Annotated in this window: 17 protein-coding genes, 2 tRNA genes, 2 pseudogenes and 1 other annotated feature; of the genes and pseudogenes, 14 read left to right on the top strand and 7 right to left on the bottom strand. The window is 38.6% G+C overall.

Annotation, left to right across the window (positions count from 1 at the left end; genetic code table 11):
* Positions 1-39: 39 nt before the first annotated feature.
* The 5 genes from lepB (at position 40) to D0Z64_RS06790 (ending at position 5,905) form a co-directional block, all read left to right on the top strand.
* Positions 40-678 (top strand): signal peptidase I, encoded by a 639-nt coding sequence (gene lepB / locus D0Z64_RS06810; RefSeq protein ID WP_040457251.1) that lies wholly within the window; start codon positions 40-42, stop codon positions 676-678.
* Positions 679-792: 114 nt separating this feature from the next.
* Positions 793-2,205, top strand: a complete 1,413-nt coding sequence (locus tag D0Z64_RS06805; protein WP_080881829.1) for an APC family permease — start codon at positions 793-795, stop codon at positions 2,203-2,205.
* Positions 2,206-2,243: 38 nt separating this feature from the next.
* The gene (locus tag D0Z64_RS06800; protein ID WP_080881828.1) at positions 2,244-3,626 is read left to right on the top strand and encodes an amino acid permease; all 1,383 of its coding nucleotides are present in this window, start codon (positions 2,244-2,246) and stop codon (positions 3,624-3,626) included.
* A gap of 135 nt (positions 3,627-3,761) precedes the next feature.
* Positions 3,762-4,490, top strand: a complete 729-nt coding sequence (locus tag D0Z64_RS06795; RefSeq protein WP_006352201.1) for a gamma-glutamyl-gamma-aminobutyrate hydrolase family protein — start codon at positions 3,762-3,764, stop codon at positions 4,488-4,490.
* A gap of 14 nt (positions 4,491-4,504) precedes the next feature.
* On the top strand, positions 4,505-5,905 hold the full coding sequence (locus tag D0Z64_RS06790; RefSeq protein ID WP_080881827.1) for an APC family permease: 1,401 nt from the start codon (positions 4,505-4,507) through the stop codon (positions 5,903-5,905).
* Between the two features lie 65 nt (positions 5,906-5,970).
* Here the strand turns inward: D0Z64_RS06790 and asnA are convergent, their stop codons facing one another.
* The 4 genes from asnA to D0Z64_RS06770 all read right to left on the bottom strand — a co-directional run bounded on the left by asnA (position 5,971) and on the right by D0Z64_RS06770 (position 8,701).
* Positions 5,971-6,981 carry an aspartate--ammonia ligase gene (gene asnA / locus D0Z64_RS06785; RefSeq protein WP_080881826.1) on the bottom strand — a complete coding sequence of 337 codons (1,011 nt, stop codon included), beginning with the start codon at positions 6,979-6,981 and terminating at the stop codon, positions 5,971-5,973.
* Positions 6,982-7,041: 60 nt separating this feature from the next.
* Positions 7,042-7,287 (bottom strand) — a binding site (T-box leader).
* Positions 7,288-7,354: 67 nt separating this feature from the next.
* Positions 7,355-7,428: transfer RNA gene (locus D0Z64_RS06780), tRNA-Pro, on the bottom strand.
* Positions 7,429-7,434: 6 nt separating this feature from the next.
* Positions 7,435-7,508, bottom strand: a tRNA-Arg gene (locus D0Z64_RS06775).
* A 200-nt stretch (positions 7,509-7,708) separates the two neighbouring features.
* On the bottom strand, positions 7,709-8,701 hold the full coding sequence (locus tag D0Z64_RS06770; protein ID WP_080881825.1) for a GMP reductase: 993 nt from the start codon (positions 8,699-8,701) through the stop codon (positions 7,709-7,711).
* Positions 8,702-8,901: 200 nt separating this feature from the next.
* On the opposite strand from D0Z64_RS06770, the gene D0Z64_RS06765 reads away from it, so the two are divergent.
* The 5 genes and pseudogenes from D0Z64_RS06765 to D0Z64_RS06745 all read left to right on the top strand — a co-directional run bounded on the left by D0Z64_RS06765 (position 8,902) and on the right by D0Z64_RS06745 (position 13,804).
* Entirely contained in the window at positions 8,902-10,191 is a 1,290-nt protein-coding gene (locus D0Z64_RS06765) for an adenylosuccinate synthase (protein ID WP_080881824.1), read from the top strand.
* Between the two features lie 3 nt (positions 10,192-10,194).
* Positions 10,195-11,490, top strand: coding sequence for an adenylosuccinate lyase (gene purB / locus D0Z64_RS06760; protein WP_080881823.1), 1,296 nt, complete (start codon positions 10,195-10,197; stop codon positions 11,488-11,490).
* 187 nt (positions 11,491-11,677) lie between these two features.
* On the top strand, positions 11,678-12,046 hold the full coding sequence (locus D0Z64_RS06755; protein WP_040457254.1) for a hypothetical protein: 369 nt from the start codon (positions 11,678-11,680) through the stop codon (positions 12,044-12,046).
* 106 nt (positions 12,047-12,152) lie between these two features.
* Complete coding sequence (locus D0Z64_RS06750) at positions 12,153-13,073, top strand: DMT family transporter (protein WP_080881822.1); 921 nt, start codon at positions 12,153-12,155, stop codon at positions 13,071-13,073.
* Positions 13,074-13,085: 12 nt separating this feature from the next.
* Positions 13,086-13,804 (top strand): annotated as a pseudogene (locus D0Z64_RS06745) (EamA family transporter).
* 10 nt (positions 13,805-13,814) lie between these two features.
* Here the strand turns inward: D0Z64_RS06745 and D0Z64_RS06740 are convergent.
* Both D0Z64_RS06740 and thiD read right to left on the bottom strand, forming a co-directional pair.
* Complete coding sequence (locus D0Z64_RS06740; RefSeq protein WP_040457257.1) at positions 13,815-14,498, bottom strand: type 1 glutamine amidotransferase; 684 nt, start codon at positions 14,496-14,498, stop codon at positions 13,815-13,817.
* A 74-nt stretch (positions 14,499-14,572) separates the two neighbouring features.
* Positions 14,573-15,385, bottom strand: a complete 813-nt coding sequence (gene thiD, locus D0Z64_RS06735) for a bifunctional hydroxymethylpyrimidine kinase/phosphomethylpyrimidine kinase (RefSeq protein WP_006352214.1) — start codon at positions 15,383-15,385, stop codon at positions 14,573-14,575.
* Between the two features lie 134 nt (positions 15,386-15,519).
* On the opposite strand from thiD, the gene glpK reads away from it, so the two are divergent.
* The 4 genes and pseudogenes from glpK to D0Z64_RS06715 form a co-directional block, all read left to right on the top strand.
* Entirely contained in the window at positions 15,520-17,031 is a 1,512-nt protein-coding gene (glpK, locus tag D0Z64_RS06730; RefSeq protein WP_080881821.1) for a glycerol kinase GlpK, read from the top strand.
* A 119-nt stretch (positions 17,032-17,150) separates the two neighbouring features.
* Positions 17,151-18,734, top strand: a complete 1,584-nt coding sequence (locus tag D0Z64_RS06725) for an ATP-binding cassette domain-containing protein (protein WP_080881820.1) — start codon at positions 17,151-17,153, stop codon at positions 18,732-18,734.
* Between the two features lie 174 nt (positions 18,735-18,908).
* Entirely contained in the window at positions 18,909-19,682 is a 774-nt protein-coding gene (locus D0Z64_RS06720; protein ID WP_127345807.1) for a tyrosine-protein phosphatase, read from the top strand.
* Positions 19,683-19,694: 12 nt separating this feature from the next.
* Positions 19,695-19,985: pseudogene (locus tag D0Z64_RS06715) on the top strand (LacI family DNA-binding transcriptional regulator); the annotation flags it as partial.
* A gap of 132 nt (positions 19,986-20,117) precedes the next feature.
* On the opposite strand, the gene D0Z64_RS06710 reads toward D0Z64_RS06715, so the two are convergent.
* Positions 20,118-21,479: an IS4 family transposase gene (locus tag D0Z64_RS06710; protein ID WP_080881954.1), complete on the bottom strand. Its 1,362-nt coding sequence runs from the start codon at positions 21,477-21,479 to the stop codon at positions 20,118-20,120.
* Positions 21,480-21,523 lie beyond the last annotated feature (44 nt).

The following is a 21,523-nucleotide window of genomic DNA, read 5'->3' as shown; positions in this document are numbered from 1 at the left end:
GTTAACGTACACGATTTTAGAAAAGGAAATTTAGTTATCATGGCAGAAAAAGATAACAATAAGTTTGGATTAAAAGACTTTTTGCAAATCGCCGTTATATTTTTAATTGCAATGGGCATTTATTATGCTTTGTTCACATTTGTGCTCAGCAATGATACGGTTTCAGGTATTTCAATGCAGCCTAATTTTGAAAATGGTGAGCGTGTAATCGCTGTTCGTCACGCCAAGATTGAGCGTGGCGATGTGGTGATTGTTAATGCACCGGATGAGCCAGGAGCTGAATACATCAAGCGTGTAATTGGGATGCCGGGCGATAAGATTGTCAGCAAGAACAATCAGATTTATATCAATGGCAAAAAGATCAGTCAGCCTTGGTTGACCAAAGGATTTAAATTGACTGACAATGAAGATGGCTTCACAGGAACAAAATATTCGCAAACGCAGAATTTCACTATTTCCTCGCTAGCAAAAACGGCAAATTATAAGAAATACTATACAAGTGCACAACTGAAGGAAATGCAGAAGACCAACCGCGTTCCTAAAGGAACCTACTTCGTTATGGGAGATCACCGTAGCGTTTCAAAGGACAGCCGCTACATCGGAACGATTGCCAAAAAGAATATTATCGGCGTTGTAAAGCTGCGCTACTGGCCACTTAATAAGATTCAAGTCTATTAAAGATTAAAGAGCATCGAGCAAGATGCTCTTTTTTATTAACCTTTTCTCTTAAAATATTATGAAATCTTTTCTCATTTCATGTATAATAGCCTAAACATTAAGAGGGTGAGACATATGAGAAATATTTTTAAAAAGGTGCCAGTCGCGAATTACCTGCAGGCAGATTCTCGGTTAGTTCGCAGTCTGCATGCCAAAGATTTAGTTGCATTAGGGATCGGTGCTGTTATTGGAACGGGAATTTTTATTCTTCCAGGACATGAAGCAGCCTTGCATGCTGGGCCTGCAGTTGCGGTGGCATTCCTATTAGCAGCCATTGTTTCCGGCATTGTTGGTATGGCTTACGCTGAATTTTCTTCGGCAATGCCTGTCGCTGGTTCTGCATATTCGTTTGGTTCAGTTATCTATGGTGAAGTAGTTGGTTGGGTGCTTGGATGGGCACTTTTACTGGAATATTTCTTAGCGGTTTCCGCAGAGGCAACCGGTTTTGCGTCCTACTTTAACGATAATATTCTTGAAGCAATCGGACTTCATCTGCCTAAGGCATTGCAAGCAGGACCGATGGAGGGTGGAATTGTTAATCTGTCCGCTGTTTTGATCGTTTTAATTGTTGCCTTTATTCTTTATCAAGGTGATAATTTGTCTAAACGAGTTGAAGATATCATGGTAATCCTCAAGGTTGCCATTATTATTCTCTTCGTTGTGGTGGGATTGGTTTATATCAAAACTGAAAACTACGTACCTTTCTATCCAAAAGAATTCCATACCGCGCCAGCTGGCTTTGGTGGTATTTCCACTGCTGCCGCTACTGTCTTTTTTGCCTTCATCGGCTTTGATGCCTTGGCCTCTAACTCCGCCGAGACTGTTAATCCAGGCAAAAACGTAGTTAAAGGAATTTTGGGAACGGTACTGGTAGCCGTAGTTTTATACGTCAGCTTTTCTTTAGTTTTAACTGGGATGGTCAACTATAAATTATTAAATGTTGATGATCCTGCCGCATATGCTTTGAAGCTTGTTGGGTTAAACAGTTGGAACAAACTGATAACTTTAGGAGCTTTGATCGGAATTTTTACGTCGATGATTACAATGCTTTTAGGTGGATCGCGTCTGCTTTACGCTTTGGGAAGAGACGGTCTTTTACCTAAAACAATGGGTCAGGTTGATGCTAAAAAGATGATCCCAGATCATGCGATTATCGTTTCAACAATTGTAGCCGCAATTTTTGCCGGCCTGGTTCCATTGATGCAGTTGGCATCGTTGATTAATGCGGGAACTTTGTTAGCATTTGCCTTAATTTCATTTGGGGTTATTCCTCTGCGCCACCGCAAGGATATCCCTAATCATGGCTTTAAGATGCCGCTTTACCCATGTTTACCAATATTAGCGGGTTTGCTTAGCGTTTACTTTATTATTATGCTTCCTAAAGAAACAAAAATTATGGTATCCCTTTGGATTGTTGTAGGATTAGTAATATACTTTACTTTTGGCTTGAAACATTCCAAATTGCAAAATGGAGAGAAAAAGGGATAGCCAGTAATTTGCTTGCGCGATAGGAAGGGAAGTTGAAGATGCAAGAACGCAAAAAAGCTCCAAAATTAAAAAGATCAATGACAGCAGGACAGATGGAAATGATCTCGCTTGGTGGTGCGATCGGGGTTGGTCTGTTTATGGGGTCTGCCTCAACAATTAAGTGGACTGGACCATCTGTTTTGCTCGCCTATATGTTTGTTGGCCTTATTTTATATATTGTTATGCGGGCATTGGGCGAAATGCTCTACATTGATCCCGGAACAGGATCTTTTGCTGATTATGCTACTGTGCATGTTCATCCAATCGCGGGTTATTTGGCTGAATGGGCGAATGTCTTTCAATATATCGTTGTTGGTATCTCAGAAGTCGTAGCGACAACAGAGTATCTTCACTACTGGTGGCCTAGCAGTGAAGATTGGATCGCCGGCATAGTGATTATTATTTTTTTATTGGCGGCGAATTTGGCTAGTGCTAGAGCTTATGCCACATTGGAATTTTGGCTTGCCATGATCAAAGTAGTCACGATTATTTCAATGATCATTTTGGGCTTCTGCGTCATTTTATTTGGCTTCGGCAATCATGGTCAGCCGATTGGCTTTTCTAATTTATGGGCACATGGCGGTTTCTTCACCGGCGGCTTTAAAGGATTTTTGTTCTCGATGGCGATTATCGTTGGTTCATATGAAGGAATTGAATTAATTGGTATTTCTGCCGGAGAAGTTGCTCACCCGCAAGAAGTGATTGTAAAAAGCATTAGATCAGTTCTATGGCGAATATTAATTTTCTACGTCGGCGCGATTTTTGTCATTGTCACGATTTATCCTTGGAATAAATTAGGCAGCATTGGCTCACCTTTTGTTAATACTTTCGCTAAAGTCGGTATTACGGCAGCGGCCTCAGTGATTAACTTTGTTGTTTTGACGGCCGCATTATCAGGAGCAAATTCGGGAATTTATTCTTCCAGCAGGATGCTGTATAAACTAGCTCATGAGGATGAAGCACCCAAGACTTTTGGTTACGTTTCAAAGAGAATTGTCCCAAGTCATGCGATTATCGGAATTACTGGCGGAATTTTCATTGGTTTTATGATCAATGTCTTCATTCAGTTCTTTAATAAGTCTTTGGCAAATATCTTTGTCATTGTGTATAGTTCTTCAGTTTTGCCAGGGATGGTCGCATGGTTCGTCATCTTATTAGCCGAGCTTCGTTTTAGAAAAAAGAATCCTCATTTAATGGAAAAACATCCGTTTAAGTTGCCGCTTTATCCATACTCCAACTATTTTGCCTTATTCATGTTAACCTTAATTGTGATTTTTATGTTTATTAATCCAGAAACGCGAATTTCGGTTTCTGTTGGGGCTCTTGTTTTAATCGTAGCTACCATTGCCTATTTATTAAAGCATCGCAAAGATAAACAATAAGTGAAAGTGACTATTTTAATAGTCACTTTTTTGATAACTAAAACTTATCTACAAGCAATGAGTCATTGTATTGTACAGACTTTACTTACTTTTGTATAATAAGTTCACGTATTAAAAGTAAGGGAGAGATAAATTATGACAAAGCCAATTATTGGAATTTCAGGTTCAGTAATTATTGATAACGGCGGCATTTTTCCAGGTTATCACCGCAGCTATGTGAATGAAGATTATGTTGATTCCGTTGTTCAAAACGGAGGAGTTCCTTTCATTATTCCATTTACTGAAAATGATGAAGTGATCAAAAGTCAACTTGAACATGTCCAAGGACTGATTTTATCAGGCGGACACGATGTTGATCCTCATAGTTATGGTGAAGAACCTGAGCAAAAGATTGGTGCAACTTGGCCAGCTCGTGATCATTTTGATCGTTTGCTCTTAAAATTTGCCGAAGAAAAAGGTATACCAGTTTTGGGAATCTGTCGTGGTGCGCAAATTATCAATGTTGCCCATGGCGGAAGCTTATATCAAGATCTTTCTTACCGTAAGCAAAAGACTTTGAAACACATGCAGGGTCATACGCCATCCTTGCCAACACATGGGATGAAAGTGATACAAGGCAGCAAGCTTGCTGAGATTTTAGGCAAAACAGAGTTCCAAGTTAATTCTTTCCACCATCAAATTATTAAAGAAGTGGCTCCTGACTTAATTGAATCAGCTACTGCTCCCGATGGAGTTCCGGAAGGAATTGAAAACAAGGCTGGAACTGTAATTGGCGTTCAATGGCATCCGGAAATGCTGCACCGGAACACTAAAGTTTCATTTATGAATAACTTGTTCAGATGGGTTATTGATAATGCAAAATAAGGGAGAAAACTTAAATGAATAATAGAGAAAGCGATAAATTAGGTTTTTGGTCAATCGTCTTTTTGGCCATTAATGCGATTATTGGATCAGGAATCTTCCTAACTCCTGGTAGTGTTGTTCAACAGGCTGGTTCTAAAGCTTTAATTGCTTACTTTATTGCAGCGATTTTTGCCGCAATTTTAGCTGTTACTTTCGCCGCCGCTGCTAAGTATGTAACCAAATCTGGTGCGGCTTATGCGTATTCAAAAGCAGCCTTTGGCGATAAAATCGGTTTTTATATGGGAGTATTGCGCTACTTCTCAGCTAGTGTAGCTTGGGGCGTTATGGCTGTTGGGGTTGTTCGTTCCACGATTTCAATTTTTGGTGGCAACTCAGAAGATTTTGGCACGGTTACGATCGGCTTCATTGTCTTGATGGCTTTGATCACAATTATTAATTTATTTGGTCAAAGAGTAGTTAAGTGGGTCATGAATTTGGCCACGATCGGTAAGCTGGCAGCCTTGATTTTAATTATCGTTGCTGGGGTTGTATTGCTGATTTCAACTGGTGCTTCAAGTCATTTGAATGAAGTTGATCAAATTACTCAAAATGGTCAAAAAATTGTTCCTACTTTAACCACCACCAGTTTTGTAATGGCGATTGTTTCAGCCTTTTATGCCTTTACTGGTTTTGAATCAGTTGCTTCTGGTTCAGAAGATATGAAAGACCCAGAAAAGAATTTGCCTCGTGCTATTCCATTAGCAATTTTAGTCATCGCTTTGGTATATATTGGTGTAGTTGCCGTTGCAATGGTGCTTGATCCGAAGGCTTTAATGACAACTAAACAAGTAGTTGCCGTCGCCGCAATTTTTAAGAATGAAATTTTGCGTGACGTCATCTTGGTTGGTGCACTTGTTTCCATGTTCGGAATTAACGTAGCATCTAGTTTCAATGCCCCAAGAATTTTGGAAGCAATGGCTCGTGAAAATCAGATGTCAAAGGCTCTTACTAAGAGAACCAAGAACAATTTCCCAATTAGAACTTTCTTTATTTCCGTTGTCTTGGCAATCTTGATTCCAATGGCATTCCAATACAACATGGTTAATTTGATTACTTTGAGTGCGATGGTTCGCTTCTTAGGCTTTATCGTTGTTCCATTAGCTGTAATTCGCTTTTATCGTGGCAAGGGCATTGATAAAGAAAACATTTTGGATGCTGATAAGAATGTATTGACTGATATTGTAATGCCGGTTTTATCAATCGCTTTGGTTGTCTTCTTATTGATTGAATATGATTGGAAGACTCAATTCGGAATCATCAATACGCAAGGTCAGTTTGTCGGCATTAATTGGTATGCAATTGCAATGATGATCTTTGGTTTCATTATTTTGCCTTTGCTTATGTCATGGATTTCACGCTTAGAACGTAAGAATTAATTATTCATTTGAAGAAAAAAGGATTCAGAAAGTATCTGAATCCTTTTTTGTGTTTTAGAAGTTGATTACAATAATGCAATGTGATCAGCGGTACATTTTTCAACCATTTCTTTAGGCCAAATAGAGGCTTGTACTTCACCAATATGCGCTTTGGCTAAAAGCATCATGCAAAGACGTGACTGACCGATTCCGCCGCCAATAGTGTAAGGCAATTCGCCTTTGAGCAGCATTTGGTGGAATGGTAGCTTGGCTCTGTCTTCACAATGAGCCTTCTTTAATTGTTCGCGCAAACTTTCTTCACTAACGCGAATTCCCATTGATGAAAGTTCGATCTTTTGTTTAAGTGGTTCATACCAGAAGACCAGATCGCCGTTTAATTGCCAGTCATCATAATCGGGAGCACGACCATCGTGAGGCTTGCCGCTGCGCTTCAATTTATCACCGATTTTCATAATAAAGACGGCCTTTTCTTCTTTGGCAATTTTGTTCTCTCGTTCTTCAGGAGTGAGTTCAGGCCAACGGTCTTCAAGCTCTTGAGTGGTAATAAATGATACGTGATCGGCCAAACGGTAAGTAGAGCCAGGATAGCGGGCCGCTACCAATTTTTCGGTTGCCTTAATTGCTTTAAAAATCTTCATTACCGTAACTTCCAAAGTGTCGGTATTTCTCTCCTCTTTAGCGATGACTTTTTCCCAATCCCATTGATCAACATAGATTGAGTGGAAGTTGTCCAGGTCCTCATCGCGGCGAATGGCGTTCATGTTGGTATAGAGCCCTTCGTGCATACCAAAGCCGTACTTCTTAAGTGCGAGTCGTTTCCACTTCGCTAATGAATGGACCACTTCGATTGTATTGTCTGGCATTGCCTTCATGTCAAAAGCAACTGGGCGTTCAACACCGTTAAGGTTGTCGTTTAAACCACTGGCTTTTTCGACGAACATTGGAGCTGACATTCTTTGCAAACCCATAATTGAAGCAAGTTCATCTTGAAAAGTTTCTCTGATAAAAACAATTGCAGCTTCAGTATCACGAATAGTTAAAGTAGGGCGATAGTCCTTAGGTAAAATCAAAGTCATAGTGTTTCTCCTTCAAATAAAAGATTTGAGAGTAAAGAAAAAGCCCTTCGCTCCCCAGTTGCAAGGGACGAAAGGCTTTTTCCGCGGTACCACCCAAATTGCCTAATAAATAGACCGACTCTATAGAATACTAGCATATTCTACCGGCGAGGTAACGTACCGGAAACGTCTCAACTTACTCTAATATTTTATTTCAGCGAGCATGCTCAAAAGTGTTTTTCAATAAGTCAGAGGGCACTAGCTTCACACTGTCGCTAGTTTACTGTTAGGCATGACAAATTTACTCGTCTTTCTCATAGCTTTTTAATTTATTCTATATTCTAAATACAGATTATAAAAAAAGCAAGTACTTTTTGTACTTGCTTAAAAATTATCGGGAAAACAGGATTCGAACCTGCGACCCCCTGGTCCCAAACCAGGTGCTCTACCAAACTGAGCCATTTCCCGCAAACATGCGCCCTGAAGGATTTGAACCTTCAACCTTCTGATTCGTAGTCAGACACTCTATCCAGTTGCGCTAAGGGCGCGTCTCAACTCTCATAGTATAACATAAAATAGCTAAAGGTTAATAGTAATTTTTTGAAAAAAAGACTTAGTGCTGACTACCCAACAACACTAAGTCCATTCTAATTTTAGCGAAAAATCCCTAGAGATACTATCCTTAATGCGAGTTTTTAACTAGAAAATAACTAAGATGAAATAAAATTTTAACATAATTAGTATTTTGCTACTTATCGCCATCCATAATAGTATTCTTTACGATAACGTAATCGACCAACTTAATCGCATTCAAATCACGACCGCCGGCATAAGAAATAGAAGACTGTAGGTCCTGTTTCATTTCATCAAGCGTATCCTTGATTGATCCACGGTATGGTACCAACATTTGCTTGCCTTCAACATTGCGGTAAGCGCCTTTTTGCACTTCAGAAGCAGAACCCCAATATTGCTTGTAAGTCTTGCCGTCGATTTTAATAACATTACCTGGAGATTCCTTGTGACCAGCAAGCATTGAACCGATCATTACCATTGTTGCGCCGAAGCGAATAGATTTGGCAATATCGCCGTTGTGCCGAATACCACCATCAGCAATCAAAGGTTTGCTGGCAACTTTGGAGCACATTCTTAAGGCAGCCAGTTGCCAGCCACCAGTGCCAAAACCAGTTTTTAACTTCGTAATACATGCTCGACCAGGACCGATGCCGACTTTAGTAGCATCTGCACCTTCATTTTCCAATTCACGAACAGCTTCTGGTGTAGCAACGTTGCCAACGGTTAAAAAAGCATCTGGCAATTTTTCTTTAATATAATGAATCATTTTAATAACGTAAACGGAGTGACCGTGCGCAACATCAATTGTGATGTATTCCGGCTTAACGTCTTCTGCAACCAATTGGTCAATGAAATTGTATTCACTGTCTTTAATTCCTACAGAAATAGAAGCAAATAGACCTTTTTCATGCATCATTTTAATAAAATCAATTCTCTTTTCGGGTTGGAAACGATGCATAACGTAATAATAGTCATTTTGAGCTAGCCAAACGGCTAATTTATCATCGATTACGCTTTCCATGTTGGCAGGTACAACTGGTATTTTGAATGTTCGGTTTCCAAACTTAACACTTGTATCTGCTTCACGGCGGCTTTTGATGATCCCTTTATTGGGAACAAGTTGAATGTCATCATAATCAAAGGCTTCCATACTAAAATAATTGCTCATTATATTTACTCCTCTTTGGGTCTTTGTTTTATCAAACGAAAACTACTATAAGTTAATAAAAGTAAGTTGTCAAGATAAAAATCGAACTATTATTTTGGATAAAATTAAAATAATTCGTGTTTTGCATTGACTATTAATTTCTTAATTGCTAGAATATCTGACGGTAACATTGATAGAGAAATTTTTATGAGGTGAAAATAATGACAGCAGTTGCAGTTGTAGGTAGTCAATGGGGCGATGAAGGTAAAGGAAAAATTACCGACTTTTTAAGTAAAGAAGCTACCATGGCTGTGCGTTCTAACGGTGGTAACAACGCTGGGCACACAATTGATATTAATGGTAAGGAATTTAAGATGCGTTTGATTCCATCAGGAATTTTCGCTGCTTCTAAGGGTGCTGTAATTGGTAACGGTGTAGTTATCAACCCAGAAGTTATGTTTGGCGAACTTGATAATCTTGAAAAGAACGGCATCGATATTAGCAAACTTAGAATTTCTAACCGTGCCAACATCATCATGCCTTACGACGTTAAGCAAGATGAATACCAAGAAGAAGCAAAAGGTGACAAGAAGATCGGTACTACCAAGAACGGAATTGGGCCAACTTACATGGATAAGGCTTCAAGAATTGGTATTCGTGTATGTGATTTGCTTGAAAAAGATACTTTTGAAGAAAAATTACGCTTGAACTTAAAGATTAAGAATGAACTTTTCACTAAGATTTATGGCAAGCCTGCTCTTAAATTTGAAGATATTTTTGAAAAATACTATGCATACGGTCAAAAGATGAAGAAGTACGTTACTGATACTTCTGTTTTAGTTAACGATGCCTTAGATAATGGTGAAAAGGTGCTTTTTGAAGGTGCGCAAGGTACCATGCTTGATATTGATGAAGGTACTTACCCATACGTAACTTCATCCAACACTATTTCAGGCGGAATCTGCTCAGGCATCGGTATGGGTGCCAACCGTTTGAACACTGTTATCGGTGTCTGCAAGGCTTATACCACTCGTGTAGGTGAGGGCCCATTCCCAACTGAATTAACAGATGCAATCGGCGATCGGATTCGTGATACTGCTCATGAATATGGTACTGTTACTGGTCGTCCACGTCGTGTTGGTTGGTTTGACTCAGTTGCACTTCGTCATGCTAAGCGTGTTTCTGGTATTAATGGTTTGAGTCTTAACTTGCTTGATGTCTTCTCTGGTTTTGACAAGATTAAAATTGCTACTGCCTATGAACTTGATGGCAAGAAGATCGATTACTACCCAGCAAGCTTGAAGGAATTGTACAGATGCAAACCTGTTTATGAAGAACTTCCAGCATGGGATGAAGATATTACTCAAGTTAAGACTTGGGATGAATTGCCAGAAAATGCTAAGAAGTTCTTGAACCGCGTTTCAGAATTGGTTGGTGTTCCACTTGTAACAGTTTCTGTTGGTCCTGATCGTGAACAAACTATCGTTTTGAAGAATCCATGGGAAATGTAATTTATGCTTGAACGTTACACACGCCCGGAAATGGGCAAAATTTGGTCTTTACAAAATAAGTATGCTTCTTGGCTTAAGGTAGAAATTGCTGCTACTAATGCCTGGGCTGAACTAGGTGAAGTGCCAAAAGAAGATGCTGAAAAAATTGCGAAGAATGCTTATTTTACTGTTGAACGCGTAGGCGAGCTTGAAGCAATTACTCATCACGATGTTGTTGCTTTCACGCGAACTGTTTCTGAAAGTCTGGGCGATGAAAAGAAATGGGTTCACTTTGGCTTAACTTCAACTGATGTTGTTGATACGGCACAAGGCTACATTTTAAAGCAGGCTGATGAAATTATTCGCCAAGATTTGGATGAGTTGAAGAAGACGATTGCTGAGAAGGCAAAGAAATATAAGTATACCGTTGAAATGGGCAGAACCCATGGTGTTCAAGCCGAGCCTACGACTTTTGGTTTAAAGCTTGCACGTTGGTATGCAGAAATCAACCGTGATATCGATCGTTTTGAACATGCTGCTCAAGGCGTTGAATCAGGTAAAATTTCAGGTGCGGTTGGTACGTTTGCTAATGTTCCACCTGCTGTTGAAACTAGTGTGATGAAGCAATTAGGTTTAACGCAGCAGCCAATCACCAGTCAAGTTTTGCCACGTGATTTGCACGCTGAATACATTGCAATGCTTGCTCTTATTGCGACGAGTATTGAAAATTGGGCAACTGAGATTCGCGGTTTGCAGCGTAGTGAAATTCATGAAGTTGAGGAACACTTCCGTAAAGGACAAAAAGGTTCTTCTGCAATGCCTCACAAGCATAATCCAATTGGTTCAGAGAATTTGTGCGGAATGGCAAGAGTTTTACGTGGAAATGTTGTAACTGCATATGAAGATGTTGCCTTGTGGCATGAACGTGATATTTCTCACTCCAGTGCCGAAAGAGTGATTTTGCCAGATACGACAATTGGCATTGATTATATGCTTCACCGCTTTAACCGCATTTTGAGCAACTTGGATGTGTTCCCAGAAACTATGCTTAAGAACATGGACCGGACTTACGGCTTGATTTATTCACAAAGAGTTTTGCTTAAATTGATTGATGAAGCAGGACTTTCACGTGAAAAGGCTTATGATATGGTTCAAAAATTGGCCAACGAGTCTTGGGATACCCAAACGTCATTTAGAAAATTAATTGAAAATAGTGAAGTTATGAATTACTTGTCTGAAGATGATTTGAATGATGCCTTTGATTATCATTATCATTTGCGTCATGTTGATGAAATCTTTAAGAATTGTGGTTTAGACTAATGGAAAATCTCGGAGGATTCCGGGATTTTTTATTTTGATTTGAATGATGCAGGGACCCTATTAAAAAAGTTGCTGACATAAATTTAAAATCAGATTTTATTTAAATTAGAAATATTCAAATATGTTTAGCCCTAACAAAAACTTTACTATAATTATCCTAGCAATTAGATTGAAAGGAAGAGTACTTTTGAAGAAAACTATTTCCCTGATTACCCGGATAATTATTTTACTTTTAGGTTTAGGACTTGCCGGCTTTATGATTTGGCAATTGTTTACTGGAACACGCATGTTGGATTTCGATGTGCAAACACAAGGTCCGGTAATCGTGGTTGTATTTGGTATTTTGCTTTTGTTAACTTTGGGAACAGCATTTAGCTTTTTTGCCAATCAACACTTTTCGTCAACAATTTATCTCGGTGGTGTGCTAGCAATGATGGCATTAATCTTATGGATTCGCCATCCCGAACAGGCTGATATTTACCGTTTGTACTTTATCTATGGCTTACTGGTCGGTTTGTTAAGTCCATTTGTTTTGGATCATAATAGTAAACAATAAGTAAGATTAAAAATATTTGAAAAGCATAATCATGTTGATAAAGTAACATGGCTATGCTTTTTCTTGTGTTATGATAATTATTGTCGAAAAACAGGGGAGGAATTGTATGGTAACGCAAAAGCAGCGTCGTCTTTGGGCATTTTTAGCAGCTCTAGCTTGTGTGATGTGGGGCATTTCAGGATTATTTGCTAAAGCCTTGTTCAATATTAGTCCGGAAATTACGCCGATGTGGCTATCGCAAATTCGGATGGTTACATCAGGAATAGTTTTGATCATTTTGGCAGGAATAGTTGGTCAAAAACCATTTGGGACTATGAAAAACAAGCATGATGCCTGGGTGATAATTGCTTATGGTATTTTTGGCCTCTTGCCGGTACAGCTGTTTTATTTTATTGTTGTACAAAAGGCTAATGCATCGATTGCTACGATTTTACAGTTTGTTGGTCCATTTTTTGTTATGGGATATTTAGCCATTACTCATAAACAGGTCATGCGGAAATTAGATGTGGTTGCGGCAATTTGTGCCTTTATCGGCGTCGTTTTGCTCGCAACTCACGGCAATTTTAATCATTTTGCAATTACGCCGGACGTCCTGTTTTGGGGTCTTCTCTCAGCTGTCGGAGTTGCAACCAACACCTTAATTCCAATCAGTGTTTTAAAGAGGGTATCCAGTTTGGTAGTTACTGGCTGGGGCCTTCTTTCAGCTGGAATTTGCTTAATGATTGTGCATCCGCAAATGCCGAAAATTTCAAGCGATCCTAGAGTTTGGTTTTATACTGCGGCTGTAATTATTATCGGAACAATTATTCCTTTCCAATTAATGACTAATTCATTGCGCTTTATTAAGGCCTCAACTGCTAGTTTGCTTGATGCTTTTGAGCCATTTTCCGCAACTGTAGGTTCCGTTTTAGTCTTTGGTTTGGTCATGATGCCAATGGATTGGGTAGGATCTATTTTAGTTGTTTTGTCAGCGATGGCACTTAATATTTCTCCTAAGAAAAAAGATAAAAATAAAATTCATCAATAATTGAGGATAAAAATGGTAACGCAAAAACAGCGGCGCTTTTGGACCTTTTTAGCCGCCTTGTCAGCAGTTATGTGGGGCATTTCTAGTTTATTCGCAAAGGCTTTGTTTAATGTCAGTTCAGAGGTTACGCCAATTTGGCTGACCCAAATTAGATTAATCGTTTAAGGAATTGTTCTGCTCGTTTTTGCGGCAGTATTTAAGCAGAAACCGATTAAAACTTTAAAAAATAAGCATGATGCTTGGATTATTTTTGCTTATGCGATCTTTGGCTTGCTGCCAGTACAATCGTTTTATTTTATCGTTGTTCAACAGGCCAATGCTTCAGTGGCTACGATTTTACAATTTATTGGTCCATTTTTTGTCATTGGATATTTGACTGTAACGCAATAAGCAAGTTATGCGCAGATTGGATATAATTGCAGCTATTCTCGCGTTTGGCGGCTTTTTTTATTATCTACGCATGGAAAAATGTGGACGGCAGCAGTAATTATTATTGGAACGATTATTCCATTTCGATTGATGGCGAATGCCTTGCGCTATGTTAAGCCAGCAACTGTCAGCCTGCTAGATGCTTTTGAACCATTATCGGCGACAATTGGTTCTGTTCTGGTATTTGGCTTATCAATGGCTGGAATGGATTGGGTCGGTTCGGTTCGATTTTAGTAGTATTAGCGGTGATGGCGTTAAATATTGTACCGAGTAAAAAAATAAAGCTTAACCAAAACGGTTAAGCTTTATTTTTTATTCATTAACTTCTTTTTTACCAACACGTTGATCATGACGAGCAATAATCATTTCCATAATTGCATTAGCGACATTAACATTTTTAAGCAATGGACCATGTGAATATGAACCAATAAAATTGCGATAGCGCACGCCTTCTTTTTTATCTTGCGGGTTATTGCCATATCCTTCAATCATATCTCCCAATGGATGAAGCTTGTCAGTATTGTCAAAGTAGGTTTGACCCGAATGATTTTCAAATGCCTTAACTTCGCCCCATTCAGTCATATAACGCGTATCGCCGATCATTCTCTTATCTGCCTTGAAGACTGTGTGCAAAGGCAGAATATCCAACCCTTTAATGGTTACGCCTGAATTTGTTTTGTAGTAGCTGCCCATCAATTGGTAACCGCCACAAATGCAAAGCATCGGATTTCCTTCGCCAATGTATTTTTCTAATGTTTCTTTATGACGTGTTAAGTCCTTAGCAACGACAGTTTGTTCAAAGTCCTGTCCACCACCAAAGAAAACAAAGTCGTAATCTTCAGCGTTAAAATCATCACCTAAAGAGATATTGTCAACTTGTGTGTCATAGCCTTCCCGTTTTAATAAAAAACGCAGGATTTTGACATCACCCGAATCACCGTAAGTGTTCATCAGATCTTCATACAAGTATGCAATTTTAATTAATTTATCGCTCATATTATCGTCCCTTATTTGTCCAATTTTACTTGTTTAGTATAGCCTAAAAGTTGCTGTTGGAGCAAAAAAGAATATTATTCATGTTCACCCTGTTGTGCTGCTAAATGATTGATTGGACCAAACTTTGAGCCAACTTCAATCGGGTGTGAAATTGCATCGTAGGTAAAGTCCTTGGCTATTTTGACAGCCTTTAATAAGTCGGTTCCCTTGGCTAATTCAGCTGCAATGACTGCGGATAAAGTGTCGCCAGTTCCGTTAACCCGGTTGGTCTTAAAGTATGGCTTGGTAAAAGTGTGGAATTCGCCATTTTCGGTTAAAAGAATATCGGTAACTTCATCTTCGCTGCCGTCATGGCGCCCCTTCATTAGAACATTTTTAGCACCCATCTTCTGCAAAATATGGGCACCTTTTTTAACTTCATCAATATCGTTCAATTCAAGACCAGTCAATTTCTTTTGTTCATAATAGTTAGGCGTGATAACGTCGGCCAGTGGAACTAGGCGCTTGATAAAAGTATCATAAGACCTATCATCCATTAAAGTATTGCCGTGTTTGGTAGAGATGACTGGATCGATGACAATCTTGCCAAAATCATATTTTTCCAAATTATCAGCGACAACATTCATGACTTTTGAATCGGCCACCATTCCGGTCTTTGCGGCATTAATGTCGAAGTCATCGGCCAAAACATCGAATTGTTTTTGAATAAAATCAAGCGGCATCACTTCTTGCGCGTAGATTCCGGTTGTGTTGCCGGCAACTGCCGCTGTCATTAAGCCCATTCCATAAACGCCGCGTGCGTAAAAAGAGTGCAAATCAGCTGGCATGCCTGCACTTCCGTCACTATCATTACCAGCGATTGTGACAGCAATTGGTTCTTTTTTCATATTTTAGCCTCCAGTTTTATCTCCATTATTTATATAAAGTATAACTGAATAATAATGCAGTTGTAGAAAAAATGCTTTTTAAATAAGGAAGAAAACAGTAAACTAAGATGAGAAAGCGGTTACGGAGAAAAATTATGGCAAAAAACGCAGAACAATATATTATGGCGATCGATGAGGGAACCACTTCGACGAGAGCAATGATTATTAACCATGAAGGCAAAGAAATTGTCTCAAGTCAGCGTGAATTTCCGCAATATTTTCCGCAACCAGGCTGGGTTGAGCATAATGCAGAAGAAATTTGGCAAACTGTTCAAACAACGATTGCGACAGCTTTCATTACTTCTGGTATTCGGCCTGATCAAATTGCTGGAATCGGGATTACCAATCAGCGTGAAACGACGGTTATCTGGGATAAGGAAACCGGTCGTTCGATCTATCACGCGATAGTTTGGCAATCACGGCAGACGACGCCGTTAGCTGAAAAGCTGAAAAACGATGGCTACAGTGAATTAATTCGAAAGAAAACTGGTTTAATTATTGACCCTTATTTTAGTGCCACCAAAATTCGCTTTATTCTTGATCAAGTTCCTGGTGCACAAGAACGGGCGGAAAAAGGCGAGCTATTATTTGGTACGATTGATAGTTGGCTGTTGTGGAAATTAACCGATGGCGAAATTCATATGACCGACTACACCAATGCTTCTAGAACAATGCTGTTCAATATCCATACTCTTCAATGGGATGACGATATTTTGAAATTGCTCAATATTCCTAAAAAGATGCTACCGGAAGTTCATTCCAATTCCGAAATTTATGGTTATACAGCTCCTTATGCCTTTTTTGGTGGAAAAGTTCCAATTGCCGGAATGGCCGGTGACCAACAAGCTGCTTTATTTGGTCAACTGGCTTTAAAGCCAGGGATGGTCAAAAACACTTATGGCACGGGTTCATTCATTGTTATGAATACCGGTGAAAAGCCAACGCAGTCCAATAATAATTTGTTAACGACAATTGCTTATGGCATTAATGGCAAGGTAAATTATGCATTAGAGGGGTCCGTTTTCGTCGCCGGTTCAGCTATTCAATGGCTGCGTGATTCTATGAAAATGATTAAAACAGCTTCTGAATCTGAAGAGGCTGCTTTAAAGTCAAAAACGCATAATGAAATATACGTTGTTCCTGCCTTTACAGGTTTAGGTGCACCATATTGGGATGCGGAAGCCCGCGGTGCGATTTTTGGCCTGACGAGAGGAACGAGCAACAACGATTTGATTAAAGCTACACTGCAGTCGATAGCTTATCAAACAAGGGATGTTGTCGATACGATGAAAAAGGACTCTGGCATTGCAATCCCAACCTTGCGCGTTGATGGCGGTGCATCGAACAATAACTACTTAATGCAATTCCAAGCCGATATTTTAGGAACCAAGATTGAGCGAGCAAAAATCTTGGAAACAACTGGCATGGGTGTCACATTTTTAGCTGGGTTGGCAGTAGGCTTTTGGAAAGACACTGACGAGTTAAAACAAATTGCTCAGATCGGACAATCTTTTGTTCCACAATTAGAAGAAAAAGGGCGCCAGCAATTATATGATGGCTGGAAGCGAGCCGTTAAAGCTACAGAAGTTTTTGCACACGGTGAATAAATATGACAATTGGTGAGGCTTTAAAAAAGAGCGAAAAGATCTAATATTAGTTTATTGGATTTTATAAAAGAAATAGAAAATACATATTTTTATATTTAACGAAAAAAGTAGTAAAAACTATGAACATAAACTTCAAATGGATTGTTAAAAATTTGCCGTTCTGGCTCCTTTTACTCATTGTGATCACTTTAATTGCTGGTGGTTTTGAAGGAGTTATCAACGGTATAATCTTAGGTGAATTTCCTAACTTAGTTGGTAAAAGTGGTACAGATTTAATTCTATTTTTGATTAAAAGTACGATAATTTTTGTTGCTACATACACTGCAATTGTTTTACAAAATATCTTTCTTAATATGGCTCGTAAGCGTCTGAGAGTTAAGTTAAAGAAAACTATGTTGATCAATAGCTTCGCTTTAAAGGAAGATGCAGCAAGCGGTCTTAACCATATTAGTAATGATGCAACTAAGATTGATGATCAATATTTCGCCGTGATTGCCGGAATTCTATCAACAGGTACAGCTGCGATCATTTCTACAATTTATGTTCTAAGAGTAAATTTGCTCATGGGAATCATCTTCGTTGCTTTCTCATGCTTAAGTTTGATCCCAATGTTGTTTGGAAAGAATAAATTAGGAAAACTGGGCGAGCAATGGAGTAATGAAAACAGCCAAATGATGCGTTCGGCTAGTGACTGGTTTAAAGGTTTACGCGATATTTTGCAATATCAAGCTCAAAAGCCGTTCTTTAAGCGAGTTAGCCAAGATGTTGAAACTAGTGAAAATACTTTATTAAAGCAAGAAAATCTACAATGGTGGATTCAATATGCTAACTTGTTATTCACAGTTTTAGCTATTATTGCACCATGGGCAATTGGTTTTTACTTCATCACTACTCATCAATTTGGCGTAACGATTAGTGCACTGCTTTCGTTAACTTTATCAGCAAATAGCGTTGTACAAAATTTCCGTGGGTTAATGCAATATTGGGCACAAGTTGCCAGCACGACTGAGATTAGAAAATTTAAACTTGCTAAAAATGATATTTTTGAAGATGCTAAAACGGAAAATGAAAAGCCAGATATCAAATTTGATGATGTTGGCTTAACTTACAAGGATCATCCAATTTATCAGAATTTGAACTTTGATTTAGCTTATGGCAAAAAGGTATTGTTGCAAGGTCCATCCGGATCAGGCAAGAGTACGCTACTTAATATGGTTTCAGGTCTGCTTAAACCATCACATGGTACGATAAAAATTGGTGGTGAAGATCCTAATCCTGCACAATCTGTTTATATTGCTCAAACGCCATGGTTATTCCAAGGGACGATTAAAGATAATCTATGTTTAGGTGAATCGTTTACTGATCAGCAACTACTAAAAGTTTTAAGTGAAGTAGGCTTAACTGATGAATTAGGTAAAGATCCGCTGAATCGAGTAATTCACCCTGAACAAGAAGACTTATCAGGTGGTCAAAGACAGCGCTTAGTTATTGCTAGAGCATTGTTACGTGATCGTCCAATTATTCTGCTGGATGAAATCACTGCAGCACTTGATGAAAAGAATTCGGATGATATTAGAGAGATTCTGTACAATACTCATAAGACGATTATTGAAAGTGCACACCATATTAATTTTGACCTGGCAAAGAAGTACGGCTTTGAATCATGGACAATTGATAATCATCATTTAGTAATAAATAGGTAAATCTGAGTTGGCTATAACCAACTCTTTTTTAATATACAACTAATGATTGATTGAGTATTAGGTGAGATTAAGATATATTAGTTAGAGTTATAATTGCTTAAAGATAGCAACTTTCGTTATAATTCTATAATCGAAAGTAGAATGAAAATGATTACATGATTGAGGTGATAACAAATGACACATGATAGAATTGTCGCACTTGATGGGCCGCTTAATTTCCGCGATATTGGTGGTTATAAAAATAATCAAGGGCAAAGCGTGAAATGGAATAAAATCTACCGTTCTGATTCACTCAGTTCTTTATCTTACAAAGATAAGATCACGTTGACCAAATTGCGGATCACTGTCGACTGCGATTTACGTTCAAATTATGAGAAAAATTCTGCTCCCGATGTTCTTTGGGATCATGTGAAATATGTTGATGCACCACTATATTCAAATGATTTAAATGAGGATAAAGCTAATAATAAATTATTCAGATTTTTCCATCATTTACCTGATTTGAAGGACAATTTTATTGGACAAATCTATCAGCGAGCGATTCTTAACACGCACAGCCAAGAAGAGTTTGCAAAAATTTTTGCCGAACTGCTCGAACTTCCAGAAGATGAGGCACTTGTTTATCACTGCAGTGCAGGAAAGGACCGAACAGGAATGATATCGGCGCTTATTTTGATGGCACTCGGCGTTGATGATGACACGATTGCCCGTGATTATTTGCTAACCAATACCTTGTATGATTTTGCACTTGCTAAAAACTTTCCAAGCACTGATGAAATTTCGAGCATGATTGCTAAAATGAACGTTACAAAAGGCGAAGGAACAGCAATTCATGGCATTACCGATACTATTCGTGCAGGTTGGGGCAATTTTGATTCATTTTTCAAAAAAGAACTTGGCTTTAGCCAATCAGACTTAAACCAGTTTAGACAAATGTATTTAGAATAGGTAAATAAAACTATGGTAACTTTATCAGATGTAGCTAAAGAAGCTAATGTTTCAAAGATGACAGTTTCACGGGTGATCAACCACCCTGAACAAGTTACGCCAGAATTGAGGAATTTAGTTGAACAAGCAATTGCTAAGCTGGATTATCATCCGAATTCTATTGCGCAAGCATTAGTTAATAATCGTTCTAATGTTGTAAAGTTTGTTACTTTGGAAGACATTGATTCGACTGAGCCTTATTATATTAACTTGTTGTTCGGCTTTGCTCGCGGTCTTAATGAAAAGCAATATGCGATGCAGCTAGCAATGTCATTAAGTTAAGACATTGACAAAGCTGATGATACTTTTTAAGACATTTATCGAATTGTTTTATTCGGTAAATGTCTTTTTTGATAGCACAAATAAGCCATCACAAGATAGCCATTTCGAATTAGTTTAAGCTGCTAAACGATAAGGGAAGCCAATCACTAATTTAGCTCTTAAATTTCGCTTATCCTTTCTTCCCGGTCTGATCGGAGTTAAATAAAATGCCATATCCAGCAATAATTGCGTGAAGGCTTTATCTGAATTATCGCTTATACCAAAATACCGCCGCCAAACACAGCAGGCCATTTTAAAGTCTATTCGATATTGATATTTTCCCTGAGAATAAGGTTTTGAGCTAGAAGCAGCTGATAAACTCACGGCGTTATACATTGCAAAGTGAGCGTATATTTCCATGTAAACAAACTGATCTTTTTTAGAATGAAACTGCACTCCGCTTAAATCATATTTAAGCTCTCTAAAAGACGTTTCTATTCCCCAGCGAAGATGATAGATCTCTTTCATTCTGGCTAAAGGAAATTCGTCACGGTCCAAGTTAGTGATAAGAACTTCCCACTCATCAGCTGAACCTGGCGGATTAATTCTAAACTTGCAAACCCGAAACTTGACATTGCATAGGCCTTCGAAATCCCAGCGCCAGTCTTTGGTATTTTTTGAACGGATAGCTTTATAGTGATGTTTTTTGTGTAGAATCAGGTGCAGAAATTTTTCCCTGTCTTTATGAGTAACGTAATAATGATGTGACGAGGTTACTCTGCAAGACAGGTCAATATCATATTCTTGTTCTGACATACCAGCAATTTCTTTAATAGCGCCATATCCAGCTTTAGTTCTGATCACATAGTGACAATGCTTTAGCCGATTGCAGTTTTCAATTAGATTAAAGCTGCTGTAGCCACGATCCATTAGAACTATAAAATCTTTTTCTCGTTGCGCTAAGTTTTTTAACATTGCAAGAGCCGCGTCACGTTCATTCATTTTTTGTCGCGGCTGAAAAACTAAATCCAAATATAACTTGTTTAGAACATCATAGAGAGCATTTACGTGAATCTGACAATATCTTCGACCATCTTTGCCTTGAAAAATATTTTCCGATTTAGGATTAAAGGGCTGATCAAAATCAGAACCATCAAGCGCTACAACTAAGTATTTGTCATCCAGTAATTGCAATGCATCGCTTGCCTGACTAAGCTTAGCCATAATTTCTTTAAAACACTCGGGCTTTAATTTAGCCTTTTGTTGTTCGAAAGCTGAGACTGTCATTCTAGAATTCACATCGGGAAAAGCATGAAAAATTTCCGAGTTTAAGCTGCCCGCTCCCATGTTGAGAATCAGCTTAATCAAATCAGTCGGATTAAGCTTGCGACAGCGGGTAAAAGCCTGATCTGAAACAGAAAAATCATGAATGTTGGCAGCGATCTTATTGATAATACTATCCATCAGTTTTAAAATATTTGAGTGAAGGGATTTCATGAGAGACGCAACCTTTCTATGAAAGACCGAATAAGAGATAAAGA

This window comes from Lactobacillus amylolyticus, assembly GCF_003999355.1.
Classification (GTDB): domain Bacteria; phylum Bacillota; class Bacilli; order Lactobacillales; family Lactobacillaceae; genus Lactobacillus; species Lactobacillus amylolyticus.
This window is presented reverse-complemented; position numbering and strand designations above follow the sequence as displayed.